This is a genomic window from Streptomyces sp. NPDC093568 (assembly GCF_044764945.1).
Lineage (GTDB): Bacteria > Actinomycetota > Actinomycetes > Streptomycetales > Streptomycetaceae > Streptomyces.
Genome location: NZ_JBIWJD010000001.1, coordinates 2,264,741 through 2,283,732 on the forward strand (window position 1 = coordinate 2,264,741; position 18,992 = coordinate 2,283,732).

Genomic DNA, 18,992 nt, shown 5'->3' on the forward strand with positions numbered 1-18,992 from the left:
GGATGCCCGACCGCTGCCACGCGCCTACAACCACTCGCCTTCCAGCGCGGTGGCCGTGAGGCCCGGCGCCGCCGCGTACAGGACGGCACGAGTGCCCGGTTCCTGCCCGGCGTCGTGCGCCCTGCGCATGATGTCGAAGACGGCGGCGCCGCCGCGGTTGCCGCTGGTGTAGCTGTCCCGGCTGTAGTCCAGCAGCCCCGACGGCCAGCCTTCGGGCATCGTCTGCTCCATGTACTCCAGCACGCGCGTCCCGCCGGGGTGCGCGAGCAGGACATCGGGGTGCCAGGAGTCGGGGTCGTCCTGGTAGCGGGTGCGCAACCACTCCCACATGGCGGTGACCGTCTCCTGCACGGCGCGCGGACCACGCCGGTCCATCACGAAGTGGGTGCCGTCCGCCCTCGTCTCCAGGCGGTGCAGGTCCTGGGTGCCGTGCAGAGTGTGGTTCCAGGCGGCGTCGAGCCGCAGCACCGACTCGGGCCTCGGACGGCCCGTGACGACCATGGCGACCGCGGTGTCCGCGAACAGCAGCCGGACGATCAAGGACTCCAGAGTGTCGTCCGCGGGCTGATAGGTGGTGCTCAGCGCCTCCGCGATCACGACCAGGACCACCCGGTCGGGGTCCGCGGCCACGAGATCCGCGGCCAGCGCCAGGGAGCGGGTCCCGGCGATGCAGGCCCACTGCGTGGCCGGCAGCAGCAGCACGTCGCTGCGGAGCGGGAGCTTGTTGGCCAGGGAGACGTCCAGGCCGGGCAGCGCAGGGGTGGTGGAGTGGCTGGTGATCAGGCAGTCGACGTCCGCCGCGTCCAGCCCGGCGATCTGCAGGGCCCCGCGCGCCGCGTGCTCGCCGTAGGACTGCACGGCCGCCCAGGCCGGCGCGGTGCGTTCCTGGACGGTCTGCGGCGCGGGTATCGCCTCGAGGGCCGCGATCACGCGATCCACGTCCTGTCCGCTGAACCCGTTTCCGGCCAGCGCCTCCCGGGTCGCCCCGACACCGGCGGCCGGCAGTCCGTTCCCGCTGCCGGGCGCGACGGCGGTCTCCAGTGGCAGCATCCACCCGCGCGCCTCGATGCCCGTGCTGGCCGCGATGCCGTCAATCCGCGGCGCCCACGCCGCGTCCGGGTGCCGACCGCGCACTTCGTCCACGATCTCGCTGGTCTTCACGGGGTGAGCTCCGTGTATCACGGCAGGCGGGCACAGGTATGCGGCCATGGTTGGCACCTTTCTACGGAGGGATGGGGGAGAGCGTCCCGAATGCTGTGTCATGCACCACTCCGGCACGGTGCATCCAAGTCGATGGCTGTCGGCTCTATTTCGGGCGTCGAGGTCCGGTTCGAGGATGGACGCTAAATGGACATTTGCGCTGTGATCTGGGCAACTTGGATCACTCTTGATGCGCGTGACGCGGCACACATTGCTGCGCATGGGGCTGACGAGGCGACGTAGCTACCTGGCGTGCCGTCAATCCGCAGTTCGGGTGCGTGATGTGCGTTACCGACTCGCTTGCGCGAGGCTCTGCCGTCGGCGTGACGTCCAGGAGCCGCAGTGGCGGCTGGTCAGTCCTCCTGAATGAGGAACCGCTGGCCGGCCTCTTCGCCGCATCGTCGCTCCGTAGCCTCGGCTCCCTCGCCGGTGTCGGAGATGCCGATGCATTGGCTGCTGTTGGCCAGACGCAGCCGGAATCCCTCAGTGCTGCCGGCAGTGGTGGCTTCCAAACGAAACAGGGTGGCCGGAGCACAGTTGTTCCGGGGTTCGAGCATGCCCTGCGCCGGGCCGGCGGTCATGAGGGTCAGGCATCCCTTCCCCTCTTGGGGGTGATGCCACTGGATGCGGAAGAGGCCCTCGCCGACCGGTTCAAGATAGGTGCGTGGCACGGTGGCCTGGGCGCAGGGGAGTTGGACGGCGACGGCGCTGGCGTAGGCGCCGTCCCGGTCGCGGCCGTCGGTCAGGCAGAGGTCGGGCGAACGGGCAGGGCGGATGGTGACCCAGCCGTCAGGAGGAGCCAGGACCTGATCGTCGGACCTGTCGGGAAGCAATCCCCAGGCGGCCAGGGCGAGCAGCGGGATCATGAGCGAGGCTGCCGGCGCGACCGTGCGGCCTTTGGCCCGGCGTGGCCGCGCGTCTGTGTTTTCCTCGGGCTCCGGTTGGACCTCTCCGGCCTCGCGGTCGGGCGCGGCGGCATCTGAGGCGATCCGGTTCCTGGCGTCCAGCCAGGCGCCGACCTGCTGACCGTCCCCGCAGGCGCGAACGAACGCGGCCAACACATCGGGCCGCGGCAGTGTCCGCCGTCGCAGGGTGTCGGCCAGCGTGCTGCGCGCCAAGACGTCACCGCTGCGGGCGGCCCGCTGCTCCAGTTCGCGGTAGGTCAGCCCCGAACGCTCCTTGAGCCGCTGCATCGACGCGACGAGGCCGGCCGCGTCCCGCGCCTCGTGCGGCGACAACTCCCCCCGGTTCCCCATGAACGTCATGCTGCTGCGGTGATCACACCTGGGGCAACGGTGGATTCGGTCATGCCCGCTGTCCGGGGCGGGATCCGGACAAGGCTCTGACCAGCCCGGACACCCCGCGTCTGTCCGGGACAGCCGGAGGTCGTTGCTGCGACCCGCCGGCGGTCAGCAGGGTCGTGGACGTCAACCCACCAAAGGAGAGGCTTCATGCGACTTCGTCATGCCCTTACCACCGCCGTTGCCGGCACCGCGCTGGCCATGGCCGCCGTGGCACCTGCGGAGGCGGCTCCCGTAGGCGGCTCCAGCTCGACCGGGTGCTCGACCGCCTCCGGTGTCTACACCTACGAGAAGACGGGTGAGACGGCGACGTACGACACGTACGACGCCTACTTCGACATCACCGTGCGAGACAACTGCTCCGGAGACGGTTGGGCGGGGTCCCTCTATCTGAGCTACCGCAAGTACAGCGGGGGCGTCTGGAGCTGGAAGTCCATGCAGCGCGTGAAGACGAACGGGACGTACAACACTACGCTGCACAACGTCCAGGGCGTGCAGATCAACGTCTGCGACTACTACCCCGACCGGTCGCCGCGCGGCTGCCAGCGCGTCTACTGACGTTCCCGCGGGAGTCGGCCGGCGCTCCTGACATGTGTCAGGGCACATCGCCGCTTCTCCGGGCTCCTGTGCGTTGAGGGCCCCGCCAGCGAGCTGGCGGGGCCCTCGTGCCATGGAACGCTCGCCGCGTGGAGCGGCACTGAACCAATGCAACATCGAGGTCAGCATCGGCCGTGGCCTGATCGGCTCAGGTTGCCAACTCCCATGCCAGAACGTGGAGTTCACGTGAAGTGATGGACATGTCCCATGGTGACGGGGGCACGACATGTCACGCTGAGTGCGCGACCAGCGCCCCCCTCCGGAAGACCAAGGACGCCATGAACCGCATCTCCTCGATCACGGATTCTGTTGGTCTGCCGCGCTTATGGGGGTGCCTGCTGGCCGCTGCCCTCGCCTTCACCTCCTTGAGTGCGAGCGGCGGGGCGGCCGTAGCCCGGCCGGCGGCTTCCTCCTTCGGAAGCCACTGCTCCTCGGAGAGCGGGAAGGTCGACTACGCCACGGACCGGCTGATGCTCATGCTCTACGGGGCCCGCGAGCGCGTGAGCCATTCTCAGAAGTGGAAAGCGTGGAACGAGTGGTCCAACGCGGCCATGGTCCTGGTCGAGGGCGATGGTCTGTCGGACGCCGATCTCCACAAGCTGGAGGAGCGTGAGCCGGTCCGCAGCGGGCCCGTCGTTGTGTACCGGAAGGTTCCGCTCGAATACGTCGAGCACTGCTTGCCCGAGGCGGAGTACGACCGGCTCTACCAAGGTGGCACCCGGTTTCTGCTGATGATCGGCGCCATGAGTTTCCCGGGGGAAGGGAAGAAGAAGCACGAGGCGAAGGACGAAAAGACCGGTCGCCACTCCGAGGAACTTGCTCTGGACGCTCTGGAGATCCTGCGTGCGGAGCACCCGGAAGCCTCACTGAAGCAGCTGACCTGGGCCTCGGAGCGTTACTACTGCGATCTATGCAGGAATCTCATCGATCCGGACGCCCGGCGTTATCACGCCTACGACTTCTCGCTCACCGAGACGGAACTCGCCGAGTGGAAGCAAGAACTCAAGTCCGCCGAGAGGCTGCCGGCCGGCCGACGAGCCGCCGAAAAGAAGTCGATCAACGGCAAGTACGAGTCACGCAGGTGGCTCCGGGGCCAAGAGGCCGGCCTGGGCCTCGGAAGAGGGAAGGAGAGAGCGAAGGCCAACTTCGGGCAGGCACAAGAGGACTTTCGCCGCGCTTACGAGACGGCCGCGGAGGAAGAGAAGAAGATCCGCTCCTACCAGGAGGCCGCATCCGACGTCATGGCGACGCAACAGCCGTCTCCCTGCCCCACGTCCGCCGGCGGCACAGTCAACCAGGCAGCTCTCACCACCGCGCGCACGCGGGCCCGCGACGCCGTCCCCGACTGCGGGGAGGAGCGACAGACCAGTGGCCTGGTGGGCGCGCTGGCAGATCCCGGCGCAGCGCCTGGAGGGATCGACTTCACCACCCTGGAACTGCGCTACCTCTCCGTTCCGGGCAACGGCTTGCGGTACGCCTTCGGCACGGAAGCCGGCGGAACCGGCGCCGCACGGCGGTCCGCGACCGGCCTACGGACTGCCCGTGAGGCATCCGACGCGTTCTTCGTGTGGCTGACGCTACCGAGATCCACGTTCTGGGTGAACCTCAACCCCAACGAGCCCGATCGGATCGTCGATTCCGACCTGGGCCGCACGGACGTGGGCCGGATCCTGCTCCAGGCCGACCTGCAGCTGAAGAAGACGACGGCCCGGCTGATCCATCCGGACCGCTCGCTGGGACAGCGGTTCTGGAACAAGATCTCCGGCACATGCATGTCGTTTCGTACATGGATTGTCCCGGGGCCGGCCGAAGTCGTCGACCTCGACGACGAGTTGTACATCCTCGACGCTCCGCTCGGGGTGCAGATGGAGTCTCAGTACCTTGATGGGCGCGGCTCCGGCGGAAGCGCGGCGTCCTGCGGCAAGCAGAGCGCGTCCGCCGAGGCGTGGAACGAGGAGGTGTTCCGCGATCTGATCCTGCCGCAGATCGAGAAGGCGGTGAACGACGACCCCGCGTACGCCGAGTTGCGCCGGGTCTACCTCAGCAGGGTGGCCGCCGAGTGGTACCGCGAACGGACCGACGACGCCTCGACAACGTATGGCGACCTGATCGACCGGGGCGACGTGGACGACTGGGTCACCGAGACCGACTGGAAACCCAGGGAGACCTTCGACCAGTACGTACGCTCCTACCGTGACGGCGAGTTCGACGTCACCCGGAAGACCCGGGACGGCGACTACATCCAGACCAGGACGTACATCTTCGGCGGGGTCGACTTCACCGGACTGGAGTTGCAGCGGTTGAGCTCGGCCTCGGCGTTCAGCGGCCGCTGGTCCGACATGACGCAGAACACCGAAAGGGCCACCAAGACGGTGGTGGCGGAGACGAGTCGACCCCAGATCTGGTTGGGCGGCGACAACACCCCGTACGTCGAGGAGCCCACCAGCCCGCCGTCCCCTCGGCAGCCCGGCGGCTCCACCGGGAAGGGCTCCGGCGACACAGGACAATCCACGCACGCCTCGGACGCGGCCGATCAAGGCAGCGGCTCCTCCGGCAACCTCGGCTGGCTGCCGCTCGCCGCCCTGGGCGGCTTCTGCGTTGTCCTGCTACTGAAAGGGCTTCTCGCGCGCCGCCGAGGAGCCGAAAGGACGGGGAGTCGGTCATGACCGGACAGGTGCATGTCAACCGAGGTACCGCCATCGGCGCGGGAGCCATCCTGCTGGCACTCGGCTGGCTGCTGGTGGCGCTGGCACTGCGCGCCGGGTACGACGCCGCGTCCGCCGAGTACACCGGAACGCCCGTCTGTGACGGCCAGTTGATGAGGCCCGGCGACTCCTGCATCGCCTTCGGCACCGGCGCCGGTGTTACGGGGACCTACGAGGAGATCCGGGCGGAGAAGAAGCGCGAGGCGAAGGCCGAAGCCTGGGGCTGGGCCGAGGCCGAGGGAGGTCTCGGTGCTGCACTCGTCGTCGGTGCGGCGGCCGGCATCGGATTCGGCGGTCGACTTGGGGCCCGGGCCAACGCATGGGTGTTCAGCGGCGTTGCGTTCATCCCGCTGCTCGGGGTCGCGGGCGCCGTGTGGTGGCTGCAGTCGCGCGCCGATGCGGCCTCGTCCGTGCCCGTCGGCATCCTCGGGCAGCACTGGCCGTGGCCCGACACGCCGTACTCGGCCGTACTCACCCTGGCCGCAGTCGCCTTCGTCGCCCTTGGCTACTTCGCTCAGGTCTTCGACTGGGGTGCGGAGGCACCGGCGCGCCAGACACCCCCGGTCACCCCGGGCAGCCCCACCACCGCACGCCGTCCCACCGCCGACCAGGCCCGCCAGGACGCGGAGGATAGACGCAGGGAAGGGCAGGACCGCTTCAAGGCGGCGGACGAAGCGTTCGACAAGGGCCTCACGGACGACCCCTGGAATGCCAACCGCCTCAGCCTCGACGCCGACGGGCAACCGTCGGCCCGTCATTCGGCCCGCAGCGCACAAGTGGCCAGGGCAGTGGGTGCCGTCGTCTTCCTCGTGTCCTGTGGGCTGGCTGCAGGACACGGGCTCCTCGGCCTCGCCCTGCCCGTCGCCGCCGCTCCGGCAATCGCCCTTGTGGTGAGCTGGTTGGTCTTCGCCGCCCGCGGCGTACGAACCTTCCCGGCGGGGGCGGTGGCCTGGCCGTACGGCGCCTGCGCACTGCTGTCCCTCTCCACGGCCGCCATCACCGTACTGACCCTGCCCGCGGCCACCTGGTCCGGGCTTGTGAACGCGGTGGCGTTCATGGGCGGATTCCTGGCGCTGACCGGGTGGTTCGGGCCTTCCCTGCCCCGTCCACCCGTCGCGGGAAGGATCCTGTTCACGGTCAATGGCGTCGCGCAGCTGCAGTTCGCGGCAGCCCTGCTGATCCTGATTTACCGCACCCCCGAACCGCGGGGACTCTCGACCTTCGTGACGTTCCTCAGTGCCATCGTGTTCACGTTGGGGAGCGCGCTGTCGTTGCGCCGCGCCGGCAAGACCGAGTCACAGGGGGCTGTCCCCGCCTCGCTGTCAGCCGTTTGCCTGGGGGCCTCCGCACTCACGCTCGCCGCCACCGCCTGTTGGGTCGCCTTCGCGGACGTCGGACCGCTCGGCTGGACCGTCGAGATCCTGTACACCATCGTGAGCCTTGTCCAGGCACGGGCCGCTTACCGCCGACTGACCGGCACACCACAGCCGGCGCCCGAGCGGAGGTCTGCTGCCGGAAGAGGCTGAGGAGAGGCGCTGAGCACCGAGCAGGGTGTGTAGCCGTGGCTGTCACAACTGCGGGCCCTCCGTGGATTCAGTTGGCAGCGGGTTGGTGGGTGGACCGGAAGGCGGCGAGGGCGGGCAGTGGGGAGCCTGCTTCGTCGAAGAGGGCTTGGGCGTAGAAGGAATCGACTCCCTCTTCGACCTGGTTGTCGGTGAAGCAGGTGCCCCACCACATCACCCCGCCCCCGTTGGGCGCGTCGCGGACGGTGCGGAGCACCCCAGCGAGGAACGCGGCCTGCCCATCCGGGGTGAAGGGGAATTCCGGGCCTGCGTGTCGGATCGCTCCGTCGTGGCGGAACCTGCGGTGCGGATGGGATGTCTCGGTGATGACGACTGGTTTACCGGGGAAAGCGGTATGCAGGTCGGCGATCCGGCCTAGTCGGGCGAGCGTCGCGCCGTTGTGCCAGAGGGCATGGAACGAGAGGCCGATGAGGTCGAAGTCGATTTCGTGCCGTGCCGCATGCTCCAGCCACCACCGTGCCCCGTCGATGTCGGCTCCACGGTCGAGGTGGACCATGGTGCGGCACTCTCGTGGCAGTACCGCGCGGACACCGGCCGCGCCCGCGTTCAGCAGGTCGGCGACGATCACCCATTGGTCGTCGCTCTCCCAATACGGGTGGGGACCGGATTCGGGTGGGTGCAGCCGTCCACCGGCGCGCTCGTCCTGGTCCTTCTCGGCCCAGAGCAGGCCGTTGGTGATTTCGTTGCCGAGTTGCACGATCGTGGGTGGGGTTCCACTGTCCGCGAGTTCCGTGAGGACCGCCGAGGTGTAGGTCCGGACCTTGGATTTGAGGGCGCCGATACCCAGGTCGCGCCACGCCGCCGGCTTGTTCTGGCGTCCGGGATCGGCCCAGGTATCGGAGTAGTGCAGGACGAGGTGGATCCCCAGACCGGCTCGGGTCGCCGCCGTGGCCAGCCGCAGTGTCCGGGCGAGATTCATGGTGCTCTCGTCGGAGACCCAGAGGCTGATTCTGGCCGTGGTGACGCCGTGATCAGCGAGCGTCCTGGCTACCTGGGCCGCCCTTCCGTCAGGGCAATGAGACAGATCGGCGCCGCTGATGAAGTCGGCTTCTGTGAGGTCGTCGGGCGCGGGAGCGGAGTGGGGTGGGACCGCCGCGTCCCGGGGCGTCGCGGTCTTCGGCTGGTACGGGTAGTAGCCGTCGACGTCGAAGTTCAGGCCAAGGAGAGCCCGGCACAGGAAACGAGCCCTGCGGTGCCGGCCGTTGCCAATACTCGACGGGGTGTTCGCGTGGTCGACCAGTGGCGGGGCGAGGCGGTAGGCGTTCAACGCGACCTCGTGGGCTCTCTCGTTACGAGGCAGTGACCAGAAATAGGGGAAGGTATCTGCGCGTTGCACGGACGCGAAGTGCGCGTACATCTGAAAATCGAGCGGGTTCAGCAGCGGTCGCGTCGCGGTGAGCAGTTGCCGCGCTCCCTCCCAGGAAACGAGGTAGCCTTCGGTGCCCGCTCCTCCGACAACGTCGGCGTAGGAGATCACCGAAGACGCTTCATGCCGCGTGGTCCCCGGGGTGGCGCGGCTGTTGAGCAGCACGATGTCCGCGTCCTGCGGCAGCTGCCAATCCCCGATCCCGGACGGCGGCCGACGGGTCAGCCTCGCGTCATCCTCCAAGACGAGAGCCCACGGAATCCGACGCTCGACGATCGTGCGCCACAGCCGGATGTGGCTGATCCCGCACGCGGCCTCCGGCAGTGCGAAACGGTCGAAGCCCCGCAGCACGACCCCGTCATGCTCGACCGTACCTGGCTGGTGCGGCCCGTCCACGAGGGCGTTTCCGTCCGTGGCCGGCCATCGGATGAACTCCACCCCCCAAGCGCCCAAGTGAGAGGCAATGGCGGCCAAGCGTTCGTGATCCCGGTCGAGATTGATCACGAAGGTGGGTGGCCTGTCCTCCCCGGTGCGAGGTCGAATGCGCGGCACGGGTGCCGACCGCCTCAGGTCGTCCGAGGGGAGGGACTGGGGGTCGTCGGCCGTCAGCGGGCGCGGAGCGGAAAGGTCAGGCATGAGTGTGCCGTCCTCTGCTGCGTGATGGGCCGGGAGTTGTCTGCCCCCAGCATCCGGTGTGAGTAGTGGAGGTCGCGGCGCCCCGGAGGAGCACCGCGAGGCCTGCATTGCGCCGTGGAGGACGCCATCGTGACGGGCGTCTCCGCACGCCGGAGCCTGCGCCGGTCACGGATAGGGGTACACGTAGCCCTCGACACGGACGAACGTGTAGCCGGCCGCGCGTGCGTCGCGGATGCCCTCCGATGTGGCGGTGAGGAAGTTGTCCTGGCGGTCGGCGCTCCAGTACTGGCGGAGTGCGACGGTGTGGGGCTTGTACCTGCCCTGGACGTAGCCCTGGACGCCCACGTACTCGTATCCGGCGCTCACCGCGGAGTCGATCCCCTGGCGGGTGGCGGTACTGAAGTAGTCCTGTCGGCCGGGGTGCCAGAAGAGGTAGAGCTCCGACCGCGTGTTCCCTCCGTCATCCGGCCACAGCCATGCCTCGATGCGCAGCGAGCGGTAGTTTCCTGACCGGGCGTCGGCCTCCTGGTCTGGAGTTCCGGTGGTGAAGTTGTCACCGCGGTCGTGGTTCCACCAGCTGCGCAGGGGCTGGAAGACCACGGCGTGGGCCGGCGGCGCCTGAAGGCTCACACCGGTGAGCGCTGTTGCGGTGAGCAGGAGCGCGGCGAGCAGGAAGCGAAACCGCGGTGAGTGAAGAGGGCGCGTCATACTGATCCTTCCTTTGCTGTTGAGGGGGGCAGGCTCCGCAAGGCCTGCTGAGACGCCACGGCTAGAACGCCGTCCCGGGGAGCACGTAGCCCTCGACACGGATCCGCTGGTAGTTCGCGCTCTCGGCCGATGCGGTTCCCTCGGGCGAGGCCGCCGCGAAGTTGTCCTCGCGGTCCTGGTTCCAGTACTGGAGGAGCGGCACGGTGCCCGGCTGGCGGTCCTTCCAGATGTATCCCTGGACCCCCTTGCGCACGTAGCCCGCGCTGAGAGCCGATTCGATGCCGGCGGCTGTGGCGGTGCTCATGTAGTCGCCCCGTGCGCTGTTGTATAAGAGGATCAGCGGTTTCTGCCGATTGGCGTCGGTGGGCTCCACGAGAACCCACGCCTCCTTCGTGCGGATCCACTCGTATCCCAGACGGCGGGCGTTGTAGTGGTCGTTGGACGTGACCGCGGAGAAGTTGTCTTCCTGGCCCCAGTGGTAGTAGGTGACCAGGTTGGCCCAGTGCCCGTCGACGGCGTGGGCGGGCTGTGCCGCGACGGCGGTTGACGCACTGACCAGCAGGGCGGCTCCGAGTGCGAGCAAGGTACGGACACGAATCACGTTCGACCTCCGGAACGGCGACGTGGGCGGACGGCAGGGCCCACTCTCTTGCTCACCAGGTTGGGTTCCGGCGGGGGACGCAGTGAATACGGACAACTCCGTATCGCCGAAGGTGTGTTGGGCGAAGCGAAGCCCTCGACGGAGCCTCGACGGGCCGTCGAGTTCGGCAGCGGGGACATCGCTCAAGATCTTTGTTGTTTTGTCCGGTGATGCGGTAATCGATCAGACACACTGCGTATGTGACTGCTTTGTCCGGGCGCGACGCCAAGCTCATCCACGACCTGGCGAAGGCGATTCTCACCGAGCCCGAACCGGTGCGGGTGTGGCCACTGCTCATGGAACGACTGACTACCGACCTGCCGGCAGATCTGGCCGTCCTCGTCGATCTGGACTGGGACGTCGGCACCGGTCATGCCCTGACCGGAAAGCCCGACTGGCTGCACCAGGCGCCACTGGATGCCCTGATCAACGCGCACATGCGGGTCCATCCACTGCTGCGCCACTACGCGCACACGGCGGACCGAACCCCGCTGACACTCGACGAGGTCGCTGACGACCGCTGGTGGAAGAGCGAGGCCTATCGCGCCGGCAAGTGCGCCATCGGCATCGACCGCCAACTGGCGCTGCCCCTGAGTGCCGGTGCCGGACAGGTGCGGGGCGTCATCATGAGCCGCAGCGGGCACGGCTTCAGCGACCGCGACCTGGAGTACGCCGAGTTGGCACGCTCTCTGCTCGACACGGTGTCCGCGCACGAAGGGGTGATGCTCAGCCTTCCGCGACTTGGTGATCCCGCGGAGTACGGGATCACCCCGCGGGAAATGGCAGTCCTGGCCCTGCTGAACCGAGGCCTGACCGCCTACGCCATCGGCAGCAGGCTCCAGATCGCGGAAAAGACCGTCGTCAAGCACAAGGAGAACCTCTACAAGAAGCTCCGTGCGCACGACCGAGTCACCGCACTCAACAAGGCCCGCGCCGCCGGCCTCATCTCCTCGGAACCGCCCGCCGACTGAGAGGCTCCGCGGTGTTCGCGGGTTCAGGCCGGAGAGGTGAACCGGGACCTGCGGTGACGGTGACGGTGACGCGGCGTGGCTACACCGTCCCGGAGGTCGGACTTCCGGACGGAGAGTCGTCCTGGGTCGTTCTGAGGAGAATCCGGTAGACCTCCCGCACTCCGATCGCCTGTTCCAGCCCGCGGGACACTTCCCCGAAGAACTGCTCACGGTACTGGGCGTCGCTGACCGCGTACACGGTGAAGTACAGGCCGGTGAAGACGGACAGGAACACCGACACCTGGTACAGCTCGGAGCTGACCGGCAGGTGCAGGACCACGAAGTCGAGGTCCCAGGTGATGGGGGTGGGAGGGTGGCCCACCCATCCCTCCACGACCGCGGGCTGGATTGCCAGCATCCCGAAGACGATGAAGAAGAGGAACACGGCGACGACCAGGAAGAGGACCTGGATCGCCTGCATCATCAGCAGGACGAGGAGCAGGTTCGCTTTCTGGGTGCGGGTGAGGGTGTCGTCGGCCGGGTCCCCGTCGACCGGCTCGCCGAGGTGGGTGACGTCGTCGCCCGCCTCCGCCAGCAGACGTGCCCGGTCCTCCAGCGGCGTGCCGCGGCAGGCGCGCGCGAACCCCTCGGTCGCGGCTGTGCGCCGTACCCGACGGACTTCTTCGGGAAGCTTGGTGAGCAGGAACGCCAGGCCGGCGCCGGCGAAGACGAGCACGGTGGCGTAGAGGCTGGGACGGTGCAGGGTCGAAGCCACCTGCCAGACCTCGGTGTTGATGAACAGCGCGAGCATGAACAGCATCAGCAGGGGGAGGGCACGGGTGATCAGTGGCAGGAGCAGATCCAGCTCCGCGCCGGCTCGCCGGGCCGCCCATCTGGCGATCACCGACACCCGCAGCGGCTTGCCCGCATAGGCCAGCAGGAGAACCAGGGCCACCACGACGCCGGTCAGCACCGCCGACGGCCAGTTGCCCACCAACTGCTCCGTGAAGTAGCCGGCGGCCGCGGAGAGCACGGCCACGCCGACGAGCAGGAGCCAGAGCCAGCGGCGGCGGAGCAGTCTGCGCACCCGCTCGTCCACCGTGTCGATGAACCAGGGGAGTCCCCGGCGTCGGAACCAGGCCTCCGCGACGGCGATGTCGGCTCTCGGGTCGCTCACTTGCCGTACCCGACAACGGCGGTGGACCAGGTGCGGGAGCCGATCGGCTGAAGGTGCATGGTGGTGGGTTCGCCTTGCCTCGGTCGAGCGTATGTCCTAGAGAGCGATCGACGACTGTACAGGACCCGATGCAGACAGATTCGGGGCCTGACCAGGGGGCCGCGACGGTCGTGCGAGACACACCTGCTCACCGCCGGCCATCGGCACATCCTTCCGCGGCGTCGTGATCGAAGGCCGACGGGGCCTGGCCGACGGCGGTGCAGCAAGCGGAGAGCCCGGGCGTATCCGTGTGGGCGAGCTCCGTCGAGGCCGAGTAGGGCTTGGTCACCCGGTCGTTGAGGATGGCTCAGCTCCGCGCCCAGCCGAAATGTCAGGCCCTGTCAGCGCGCGAGCCGGGGCGTGAGTCGCTTCACTAGCGTGGCCGGGCGGGCGTGGCCGAAGCGTCTGGGTTCTGTTCGCCGCGGAGTAGGGCGTGACTGCGGACGTCTCGGACGGAGGGGGCGGCAGCAGGCGGCGGCGGACGGACCGGAACGAGGTGGGACGCGTCGGCCACGCCTCGCCGATGCCCGCGAGGTCTCAGCCGTCCTGCCGAAAGGGAACAGCCATGAGCACTGCCCCGACCACCGCCCTCGTCACCGGCGCGTCCTCCGGGCTGGGTACCGAGTTCGACTCCCAACTGGCCGGCCGGGGGTATGACGTGGTGCTTGTGGCTCGTTCCCGCGACCGTCGCCTTCGACCTGCGGACACACGAGGAGCGCAAGAGGGTCACCGTCGACGGTGCCTGGCACGCGGGCTTGTCCGTCGACCCGCTCACCGGCAAGGTCTACGCCGCCGACCTGGCCAAGAGCCGGCTGATCGAGGTGTGCCCCGGCTCCGACGGGCCGCGGCTGATCCCCGCCGGGCAAGGCACCATCGACGTGGCCCTTTCCGTCGACGGCCGCACCGCCTACACCGCGAACCAGGCCGCCGGTTCCGTCTCCGTGATCGACCTGGCCACGGGTGACGTCACCAACGAGATCAAGACCTGCGCCGGGACCCTCGCCGTGGCGACCGATGCCCGCACCGGCCGGATCTTCGTGGCCAACAAGGACGCCGGCACGACGAGCGTCGTGGACCCGAGCGCGGGCACCGCAATCGCCGACCTGCCCACCGGCGCGAACACCGACCACGTCACGGTCGTCCGCGGCACCGCCTACGTCGTCGACAAGGCGGCGGCCGGCCCCCGAACCCTCGACTCGATCCACCGCATTCGCGCCAGCTGCTGACGCGCCGCGGAATCCGATTCAAATGCGCAAGTCGTCACGACCTTCATCGGTCCGTGTGGGCGCTTGGGTGCGGTTCGCCGGACAGGTGCGGACGGTGCCTGCCGTGTCCGACGAGTCGGTCCGGATGACCGACCAGGACGGCTCCCCGCGCGACGTACGGTTCGAGATACTGCTGGGTGACCCGGGCTTCGCCGTGCTCGGCAACGGACTGCGGGCGCCGTTGCCGGATGAGTCCCTGCTGGAGGCGATTCCGGAACAGGCAAGAGAAAGAGCCCTCTGGTGGGAAGTGCACCTCGTGGAGGTCCTCCACGGGGTTGCCCCCGGGGCAGACGCCGAAGCCCGCCCACGGCCCGAATACGATCCGGCCCGCCATTCACTGACCAGACGCGAGCTGGCCAAAGCGAGAGAGGCGAGAGAGTTGACGGAAGACGGCTACCCGGTCGGCATGAGCACGGTCGGCAACCTGCGCCGTCGCTACCAGGCTGAGGGATTGCTGGGCTTGCTCGACCGGCGGCAGGCGCAAAAGAAGCCGCAGTCGAAGTAGGGGGTGCACAGGGCTGCGGAGGCCGTCGGGCTGTCAGGGACACGGAGCTCGCGGGAGCGCCACGGTCCACCGGTGAGGGTGTCCGCGGCGCTGGCCCATCCCATGGATGGGAAGGGGGAGGTCACCTCCCGGTCCGTCCTAGTGCCAGTTACTGATCTTGACGTCGTGCGGCGCGGGTTCGCCCTTGCCGGTTTCGAGCAGAGTCTTGAGGCTCATCAGGAAGGTCGCCCACTTGGTGCTGCAGTGGTACATGAACTCCACCGGCTCCTTCCAGCCTTCGTGCCGGAACAGCACGATCGTGAAGCCGTCTTCCTGCTTGAGGTCGAAGTGAATTCGTGTGCCGATCCACTCCGCGGGACCGTCGACGACTTCCCAGAGCACGCGTTCGGCGGGCTGTGCCTCCAGGACCTTCATGTCGAACCCGCCGGGCTCGAAGCGGAACCTGATCACTCCGCCGATGTCGGTGTCGCCGTCCGTGTCCTGCGTCCACCAGCCTGCCAGCCCATCGATCGTGGTCAGGGCCGCGTAGACAGCGTCGGGAGACGACGTGATTCCGATCCTGTGCAGGATGTCCACCATCTCGATGCATCCCTCTCGTGTAAGCGCCCGTGATCCGGGCGGTTCCTCGGAGCCGCCGCCGACGCGGCGACGTTCGTTCGTGAGGGGTCAGCCCTCTTGGCTGCGCTGGATTGCTTCGGCGATGCGCTTGATGCGATGCAGCCGGGCGTCCCAGCTGGCCCCGACCGACGACAGCTGTGCGACCGCGCGGGCGAGTTGGGCTTCGTCCACCTCGTAGAGGCGCTCGCGTCCGGACGGTGTGACGTGGACCAGTCCGACCCGCTGGAGTACGCCGAGGTGTTTCGCGACTGCCTGTCGCGTGACCGGCAGCTGCTCACTGAGCGTGGTCGCCGTCCCGCCGCCGGTCAACAGCAGGTCGAGCATCCGCCGCCGTGTCGGATCCCCCACCGCCGACCAGAGCTCGTCGTCGATGGCGGCGCTCATGGGCTCGCTCATGGCGTCGACACCAGCCGAGCGACGTACGTGACGAGGCGGGGCAGGAAGTAGTCCCATCCCTTGACGTGCTCGTGGTACTGCTCCTCGAGCACGGCCGCCTCCCACCCCTTCTCCCGGAACCCTGTCTCGCTGAAGCGCAGCAGAGTGCCCGTACCCGACGGGACCAGCTCGAAGGTCACCAGGAGCGAGTTGGCCGGCGTCGCGGCCTCCGCATCGTCGTACACCCACCGGAAGGAGAACCGGCGGGGCGGGTCCGCCTCCACCACCGTGAGTGGCGCGACGTGCGCCTCCGGCGTGGTCTCGTCGCCGAACGAGATGACCCCGGTGGCGCCGGGCACCGGCTCGAGGTCTGCTTCGTCCGGCCACCACTCCCGCAGGTGTTCGGGCCTGCTGACGACCTCGTAGACCACCTCGGGCGCAGCTTCGATGTGGATCTCCCGCTCGATGCTTCCGTACTCCATCCCGCCACTCCTCCTCTCGCAACCTTTGGTTGCACGTAACCTTAGAGCATTCTCCCGGGACGCGCAACCATTGGTTGCTCTATTCGGGCCTGTCTCCACTCCTCAGGCACTGGCACGTCTGTGTCAGTCCTGCCTTCTAGACTCTCGCCGACTTGATCGAAGGGACGGGAACGCCATGGAAGATCCGACAGGGATGGCAGCGTTGCGGCAGGTCCTGCCTCCTGACTTAGGTGCGGACGAGCACATCGACTGGCAGGCGGCCGAAGCACGGTGGGGGACCAGGTTTCCGCAGGACTACATGGCCTTCCTGTCCGTGTATGGCGTCGGCGAGATCGGGTCACAGAACTCGATCGGCGTCATCGGAATAGACGCGCCGCTTCCCACGGAGTCCCCCCTGTGGCCCCACGGTGACCTCGAGGAGGAGACGGGGAACGCCCGCTACACCTGGGAAATGGAGGGCCAGGACCACGAAGGGCTCGACATCAACCCGGAGCACATCCTCGCCTGGGGTCAGACCTCCCACGCCGACATCCTGTGCTGGCTGACCTCCGACCCGGACCCCGATCAGTGGCCCGTGCTGCTCTTCGATCGTCAGGAGCTGCTGGTGCCTTGCACGGTCATCCCCTGTGGCATGGTCGAGTTCTTGCGCAGGGTTCTCTTGAATGAGCTGGACTCGTACGGCATGAAGTTCGATCCGGTACCGCGCTTCGTGCACTGGCGTGAGGCGGAAAGGCGTGGCACGGCGTCTTCGAAGCGTTTCGCTCCGGGGTCGGGGACAGGTCATCAATAACGCGGAGATGTGGAGTCGTGGTCGCGCTGCCGTCGCGCTGCCTCCAAGAGTTCGTACGTCCGGACGCGACTCGGCAGGTGCGGGGGTGCGCGGCGGCTCGAACTGCCTTTGCGCGGCCGATGATGGGCGTTTGCAGGACGACGTATCGAGCCGAGAGCGGAGCCTGGTGCGCCTGCCGCACGAGGCTCTGCGCGCTTGACCGCCGTACGAGGTGCTGCGGCATCGTGAGAAGGCCCGCAGAGCCGACGTCAGACCTTCCGGATCCGGTCTGCGATCTCCGGCCTCGCCGCGAACCCGGCCGCCTTGTACGTGGCGACGCCGCCGACGTTGGAGCTCGGTGTGCACACGCGCACGCTTGACGAGCCCATCTCCCGCAGTGCGGCCGCCCCGGCGACGGTGATCGCCCGGCCATAGCCCCGGCCGCGGTGGTCCGCGTGGACGCCCATCGGTTCGACCAGTCCTGGTTTCCCCGGGCCGGCCGACCAGACCGTCACCACCGCCGCGGGGTTGCCCCGGCCGTCGTGAACACCCAGGCAGCGGGCGTCGGCATAAAACGGTGCCGCGGACATCTTGTGCCGGTACTCGCGAGTGGGCTTCGTGGTGTTGAACGCGGACCGCAGTACGTCGGCGAAGCCCTGTGCCTGCTCCAGGCCGATCTCCTTGATCGGTACGCCCGGGTCCTCCACCACTTCGGAGAGGTCGCGGAAGAGCGGCGTCCAGGGCTCGTCGACTCCCCAGCCCTCCTTGGTCAACAGGTCGTGGAGCAGCAGACCCTGCGGTGCCTCGATGGACACCGCTCCTTCCGGCAGCACGCCGCGCTCGGGCAGCGAGAAGTCCTCGACGAGCCGCCGCGCCAAGTCCTCGTCATGGAAAGCGTCGGGAGCGACAGTCATCCGCACGAGCGTCGGCGTATCCAGCATCCCGACGGCCAGGATCCGTCCGTTCCGGCTCCAGGTCCGCACTGCCGCGGCCGTCTCATCCGTTCCGAACCGGTAGTTCCAGCCGATGTCCCCGGGATGCAGCTGCATCGGCGTTTCGTCGTGCTGCCACTCCCGCAGCGCCGCAACGGCCTCGCGCACTCTGTCGGCCGTCGGCGTCCTCAGCACAATCGTCATAGCCGGGATCAGACACGCCGTCTCGCTGGCGTGCAACTGGTTAACCGAGCCCCCCTCTACCAGGTCAAGGCGGAGTTCTTCCGCATGCTCGGCCACCCCGTGCGCATCAGGGTGCTGGAACTCGGCCGCATCGGTCATCGAGCAGGATCGGCGTACCCGACGGCAGAGGCCGCCGCTCGAACAACTCGGACAACCCTTTCGCGCGCAACCCGGCCACCTTCCCAAAAACCCTGGCGTAAGCCGGATCCTGTGCGGTTCGGCAATGCCCGCCGCCTGCACGTAGCCATGCGGGTCATCTAGAGCGCTGACCTGGCCCACTGAGTTGCGGGTCCAACTGCAGCGCTCTGGACTACCGCGTCCCCCAGCAGGAGAGAGCGCGAGCGGCGCCGTTGTCACCTGGTGGTGTGCAAGGTGGCGGGCGCGTCGGCCTGCTGAAGTTCGGTCAGGAGCTGGTTCTGGCCGGCCAGGAGCTCGGTGAGGATCCGGCGGGCGGCACGCAGGAGTTCGGCGACGTCTCCTCCGGCGAGTGCGTAGCGGACGGTGGAGCCCTCTCGCATGGACACGATGATGCCGGAGCGCCGCAGCACGGCCAGTTGCTGCGACAGGTTGGACGGTTCGATGTCGATGTCGGCCAGCAGGTCTCGTACGGACACCGGTCCGTGCTGGAGGAGTTCCAGCACCCTGATGCGCACGGGGTGGCCGAGCATGCGGAAGAACTCCGCCTTGACCTGGTAGAGGGGGGCCTGCATGGATGCTCGCTCCTGATCGGGTGGACGGGGTCGCGGTTGCCGCGGTGCGGCGGCGTCGAAGGACACCGCCGCACCACAGGCCGCCTACGGATACCGATCCTTCACGTTGCGGGTTCGGCGGGAACGCACATTGGCACCATGCTGATGTGGTGACTTGAAGAAGTCTTCACATCATGGGCATGCGTGGCCGC

At 68.2% G+C, this 18,992-nt stretch carries 18 protein-coding genes; 7 read left to right on the plus strand and 11 right to left on the minus strand.

The window, feature by feature from the left end; genetic code table 11:
* Window positions 1-24: 24 nt before the first annotated feature.
* A complete protein-coding gene (locus ACIRD7_RS09105; protein ID WP_403451482.1) occupies window positions 25-1,209 on the minus strand; it encodes a type III polyketide synthase in 1,185 nt (394 codons plus the stop codon).
* 344 nt (window positions 1,210-1,553) lie between these two features.
* Complete coding sequence (locus ACIRD7_RS09110) at window positions 1,554-2,465, minus strand: XRE family transcriptional regulator (RefSeq protein ID WP_403451484.1); 912 nt, start codon at window positions 2,463-2,465, stop codon at window positions 1,554-1,556.
* Between the two features lie 186 nt (window positions 2,466-2,651).
* Between ACIRD7_RS09110 and ACIRD7_RS09115 the strand changes: the two genes are divergently transcribed.
* The 3 genes from ACIRD7_RS09115 (at window position 2,652) to ACIRD7_RS09125 (ending at window position 7,329) form a co-directional block, all read left to right on the plus strand.
* On the plus strand, window positions 2,652-3,059 hold the full coding sequence (locus tag ACIRD7_RS09115) for a hypothetical protein (protein WP_403451485.1): 408 nt from the start codon (window positions 2,652-2,654) through the stop codon (window positions 3,057-3,059).
* A gap of 317 nt (window positions 3,060-3,376) precedes the next feature.
* Complete coding sequence (locus ACIRD7_RS09120) at window positions 3,377-5,764, plus strand: hypothetical protein (protein WP_403451486.1); 2,388 nt, start codon at window positions 3,377-3,379, stop codon at window positions 5,762-5,764.
* Window positions 5,761-7,329, plus strand: coding sequence for a hypothetical protein (locus ACIRD7_RS09125; protein WP_403451487.1), 1,569 nt, complete (start codon window positions 5,761-5,763; stop codon window positions 7,327-7,329). Before ACIRD7_RS09120 ends, ACIRD7_RS09125 begins: the two co-directional genes overlap by 4 nt.
* A 67-nt stretch (window positions 7,330-7,396) precedes the next feature.
* On the opposite strand, the gene ACIRD7_RS09130 is transcribed toward ACIRD7_RS09125, so the two are convergent.
* From ACIRD7_RS09130 to ACIRD7_RS09140, 3 genes are all read right to left on the minus strand, one after another.
* Window positions 7,397-9,388: a glycosyl hydrolase 53 family protein gene (locus ACIRD7_RS09130; protein ID WP_403451488.1), complete on the minus strand. Its 1,992-nt coding sequence runs from the start codon at window positions 9,386-9,388 to the stop codon at window positions 7,397-7,399.
* A gap of 165 nt (window positions 9,389-9,553) precedes the next feature.
* Window positions 9,554-10,096 (minus strand): hypothetical protein, encoded by a 543-nt coding sequence (locus ACIRD7_RS09135; protein ID WP_403451490.1) that lies wholly within the window; start codon window positions 10,094-10,096, stop codon window positions 9,554-9,556.
* 61 nt (window positions 10,097-10,157) lie between these two features.
* A complete protein-coding gene (locus tag ACIRD7_RS09140) occupies window positions 10,158-10,679 on the minus strand; it encodes a hypothetical protein (RefSeq protein WP_403451492.1) in 522 nt (173 codons plus the stop codon).
* A 257-nt stretch (window positions 10,680-10,936) separates the two neighbouring features.
* Between ACIRD7_RS09140 and ACIRD7_RS09145 the strand changes: the two genes are divergently transcribed.
* Entirely contained in the window at window positions 10,937-11,707 is a 771-nt protein-coding gene (locus ACIRD7_RS09145; protein WP_403451493.1) for a response regulator transcription factor, read from the plus strand.
* Window positions 11,708-11,786: 79 nt separating this feature from the next.
* Here the strand turns inward: ACIRD7_RS09145 and ACIRD7_RS09150 are convergent, their stop codons facing one another.
* Window positions 11,787-12,863: a hypothetical protein gene (locus ACIRD7_RS09150; RefSeq protein ID WP_403451495.1), complete on the minus strand. Its 1,077-nt coding sequence runs from the start codon at window positions 12,861-12,863 to the stop codon at window positions 11,787-11,789.
* A 704-nt stretch (window positions 12,864-13,567) separates the two neighbouring features.
* Here ACIRD7_RS09150 and ACIRD7_RS09155 point away from each other — a divergent pair.
* Both ACIRD7_RS09155 and ACIRD7_RS09160 read left to right on the plus strand, forming a co-directional pair.
* Window positions 13,568-14,128 carry a YncE family protein gene (locus ACIRD7_RS09155; RefSeq protein WP_403451497.1) on the plus strand — a complete coding sequence of 187 codons (561 nt, stop codon included), beginning with the start codon at window positions 13,568-13,570 and terminating at the stop codon, window positions 14,126-14,128.
* Window positions 14,129-14,231: 103 nt separating this feature from the next.
* Window positions 14,232-14,672: a hypothetical protein gene (locus tag ACIRD7_RS09160; protein WP_403451499.1), complete on the plus strand. Its 441-nt coding sequence runs from the start codon at window positions 14,232-14,234 to the stop codon at window positions 14,670-14,672.
* A 138-nt stretch (window positions 14,673-14,810) separates the two neighbouring features.
* Here ACIRD7_RS09160 and ACIRD7_RS09165 read toward each other — a convergent pair whose 3' ends face one another.
* The 3 genes from ACIRD7_RS09165 to ACIRD7_RS09175 form a co-directional block, all read right to left on the minus strand.
* Window positions 14,811-15,251, minus strand: a complete 441-nt coding sequence (locus ACIRD7_RS09165; protein WP_403451500.1) for an SRPBCC domain-containing protein — start codon at window positions 15,249-15,251, stop codon at window positions 14,811-14,813.
* A gap of 87 nt (window positions 15,252-15,338) precedes the next feature.
* Window positions 15,339-15,674 (minus strand): ArsR/SmtB family transcription factor, encoded by a 336-nt coding sequence (locus ACIRD7_RS09170; protein ID WP_403451748.1) that lies wholly within the window; start codon window positions 15,672-15,674, stop codon window positions 15,339-15,341.
* Window positions 15,675-15,682: 8 nt separating this feature from the next.
* Entirely contained in the window at window positions 15,683-16,147 is a 465-nt protein-coding gene (locus ACIRD7_RS09175) for an SRPBCC family protein (RefSeq protein WP_403451501.1), read from the minus strand.
* A gap of 175 nt (window positions 16,148-16,322) precedes the next feature.
* Here ACIRD7_RS09175 and ACIRD7_RS09180 point away from each other — a divergent pair, with 175 nt between their 5' ends.
* A complete protein-coding gene (locus ACIRD7_RS09180; RefSeq protein WP_403451503.1) occupies window positions 16,323-16,937 on the plus strand; it encodes an SMI1/KNR4 family protein in 615 nt (204 codons plus the stop codon).
* A 248-nt stretch (window positions 16,938-17,185) separates the two neighbouring features.
* Here ACIRD7_RS09180 and ACIRD7_RS09185 read toward each other — a convergent pair whose 3' ends face one another.
* Both ACIRD7_RS09185 and ACIRD7_RS09190 read right to left on the minus strand, forming a co-directional pair.
* Window positions 17,186-18,052, minus strand: coding sequence for a GNAT family N-acetyltransferase (locus ACIRD7_RS09185; RefSeq protein WP_403451505.1), 867 nt, complete (start codon window positions 18,050-18,052; stop codon window positions 17,186-17,188).
* Between the two features lie 392 nt (window positions 18,053-18,444).
* Window positions 18,445-18,801: an ArsR/SmtB family transcription factor gene (locus tag ACIRD7_RS09190; protein WP_403451506.1), complete on the minus strand. Its 357-nt coding sequence runs from the start codon at window positions 18,799-18,801 to the stop codon at window positions 18,445-18,447.
* Between the last annotated feature and the right edge of the window lie 191 nt (window positions 18,802-18,992).

Excerpts from the sequence above, each read along its gene's own strand:
- ACIRD7_RS09190 (WP_403451506.1), bottom strand. The coding sequence starts at position 18,801 with ATGCAGGCCCCCCTCTACCAGGTCAAGGCGGAGTTCTTCCGCATGCTC.
- ACIRD7_RS09110 (WP_403451484.1), bottom strand. The coding sequence starts at position 2,465 with ATGACGTTCATGGGGAACCGGGGGGAGTTGTCGCCGCACGAGGCGCGG.
- ACIRD7_RS09135 (WP_403451490.1), bottom strand. The coding sequence starts at position 10,096 with ATGACGCGCCCTCTTCACTCACCGCGGTTTCGCTTCCTGCTCGCCGCG.
- ACIRD7_RS09185 (WP_403451505.1), bottom strand. The coding sequence starts at position 18,052 with ATGACGATTGTGCTGAGGACGCCGACGGCCGACAGAGTGCGCGAGGCC.
- ACIRD7_RS09175 (WP_403451501.1), bottom strand. The coding sequence starts at position 16,147 with ATGGAGTACGGAAGCATCGAGCGGGAGATCCACATCGAAGCTGCGCCC.
- ACIRD7_RS09165 (WP_403451500.1), bottom strand. The coding sequence starts at position 15,251 with ATGGTGGACATCCTGCACAGGATCGGAATCACGTCGTCTCCCGACGCT.
- ACIRD7_RS09170 (WP_403451748.1), bottom strand. The coding sequence starts at position 15,674 with ATGAGCGCCGCCATCGACGACGAGCTCTGGTCGGCGGTGGGGGATCCG.
- ACIRD7_RS09180 (WP_403451503.1), top strand. The coding sequence starts at position 16,323 with ATGGAAGATCCGACAGGGATGGCAGCGTTGCGGCAGGTCCTGCCTCCT.
- ACIRD7_RS09105 (WP_403451482.1), bottom strand. The coding sequence starts at position 1,209 with ATGGCCGCATACCTGTGCCCGCCTGCCGTGATACACGGAGCTCACCCC.
- ACIRD7_RS09130 (WP_403451488.1), bottom strand. The coding sequence starts at position 9,388 with ATGCCTGACCTTTCCGCTCCGCGCCCGCTGACGGCCGACGACCCCCAG.
- ACIRD7_RS09115 (WP_403451485.1), top strand. The coding sequence starts at position 2,652 with ATGCGACTTCGTCATGCCCTTACCACCGCCGTTGCCGGCACCGCGCTG.
- ACIRD7_RS09120 (WP_403451486.1), top strand. The coding sequence starts at position 3,377 with ATGAACCGCATCTCCTCGATCACGGATTCTGTTGGTCTGCCGCGCTTA.
- ACIRD7_RS09125 (WP_403451487.1), top strand. The coding sequence starts at position 5,761 with ATGACCGGACAGGTGCATGTCAACCGAGGTACCGCCATCGGCGCGGGA.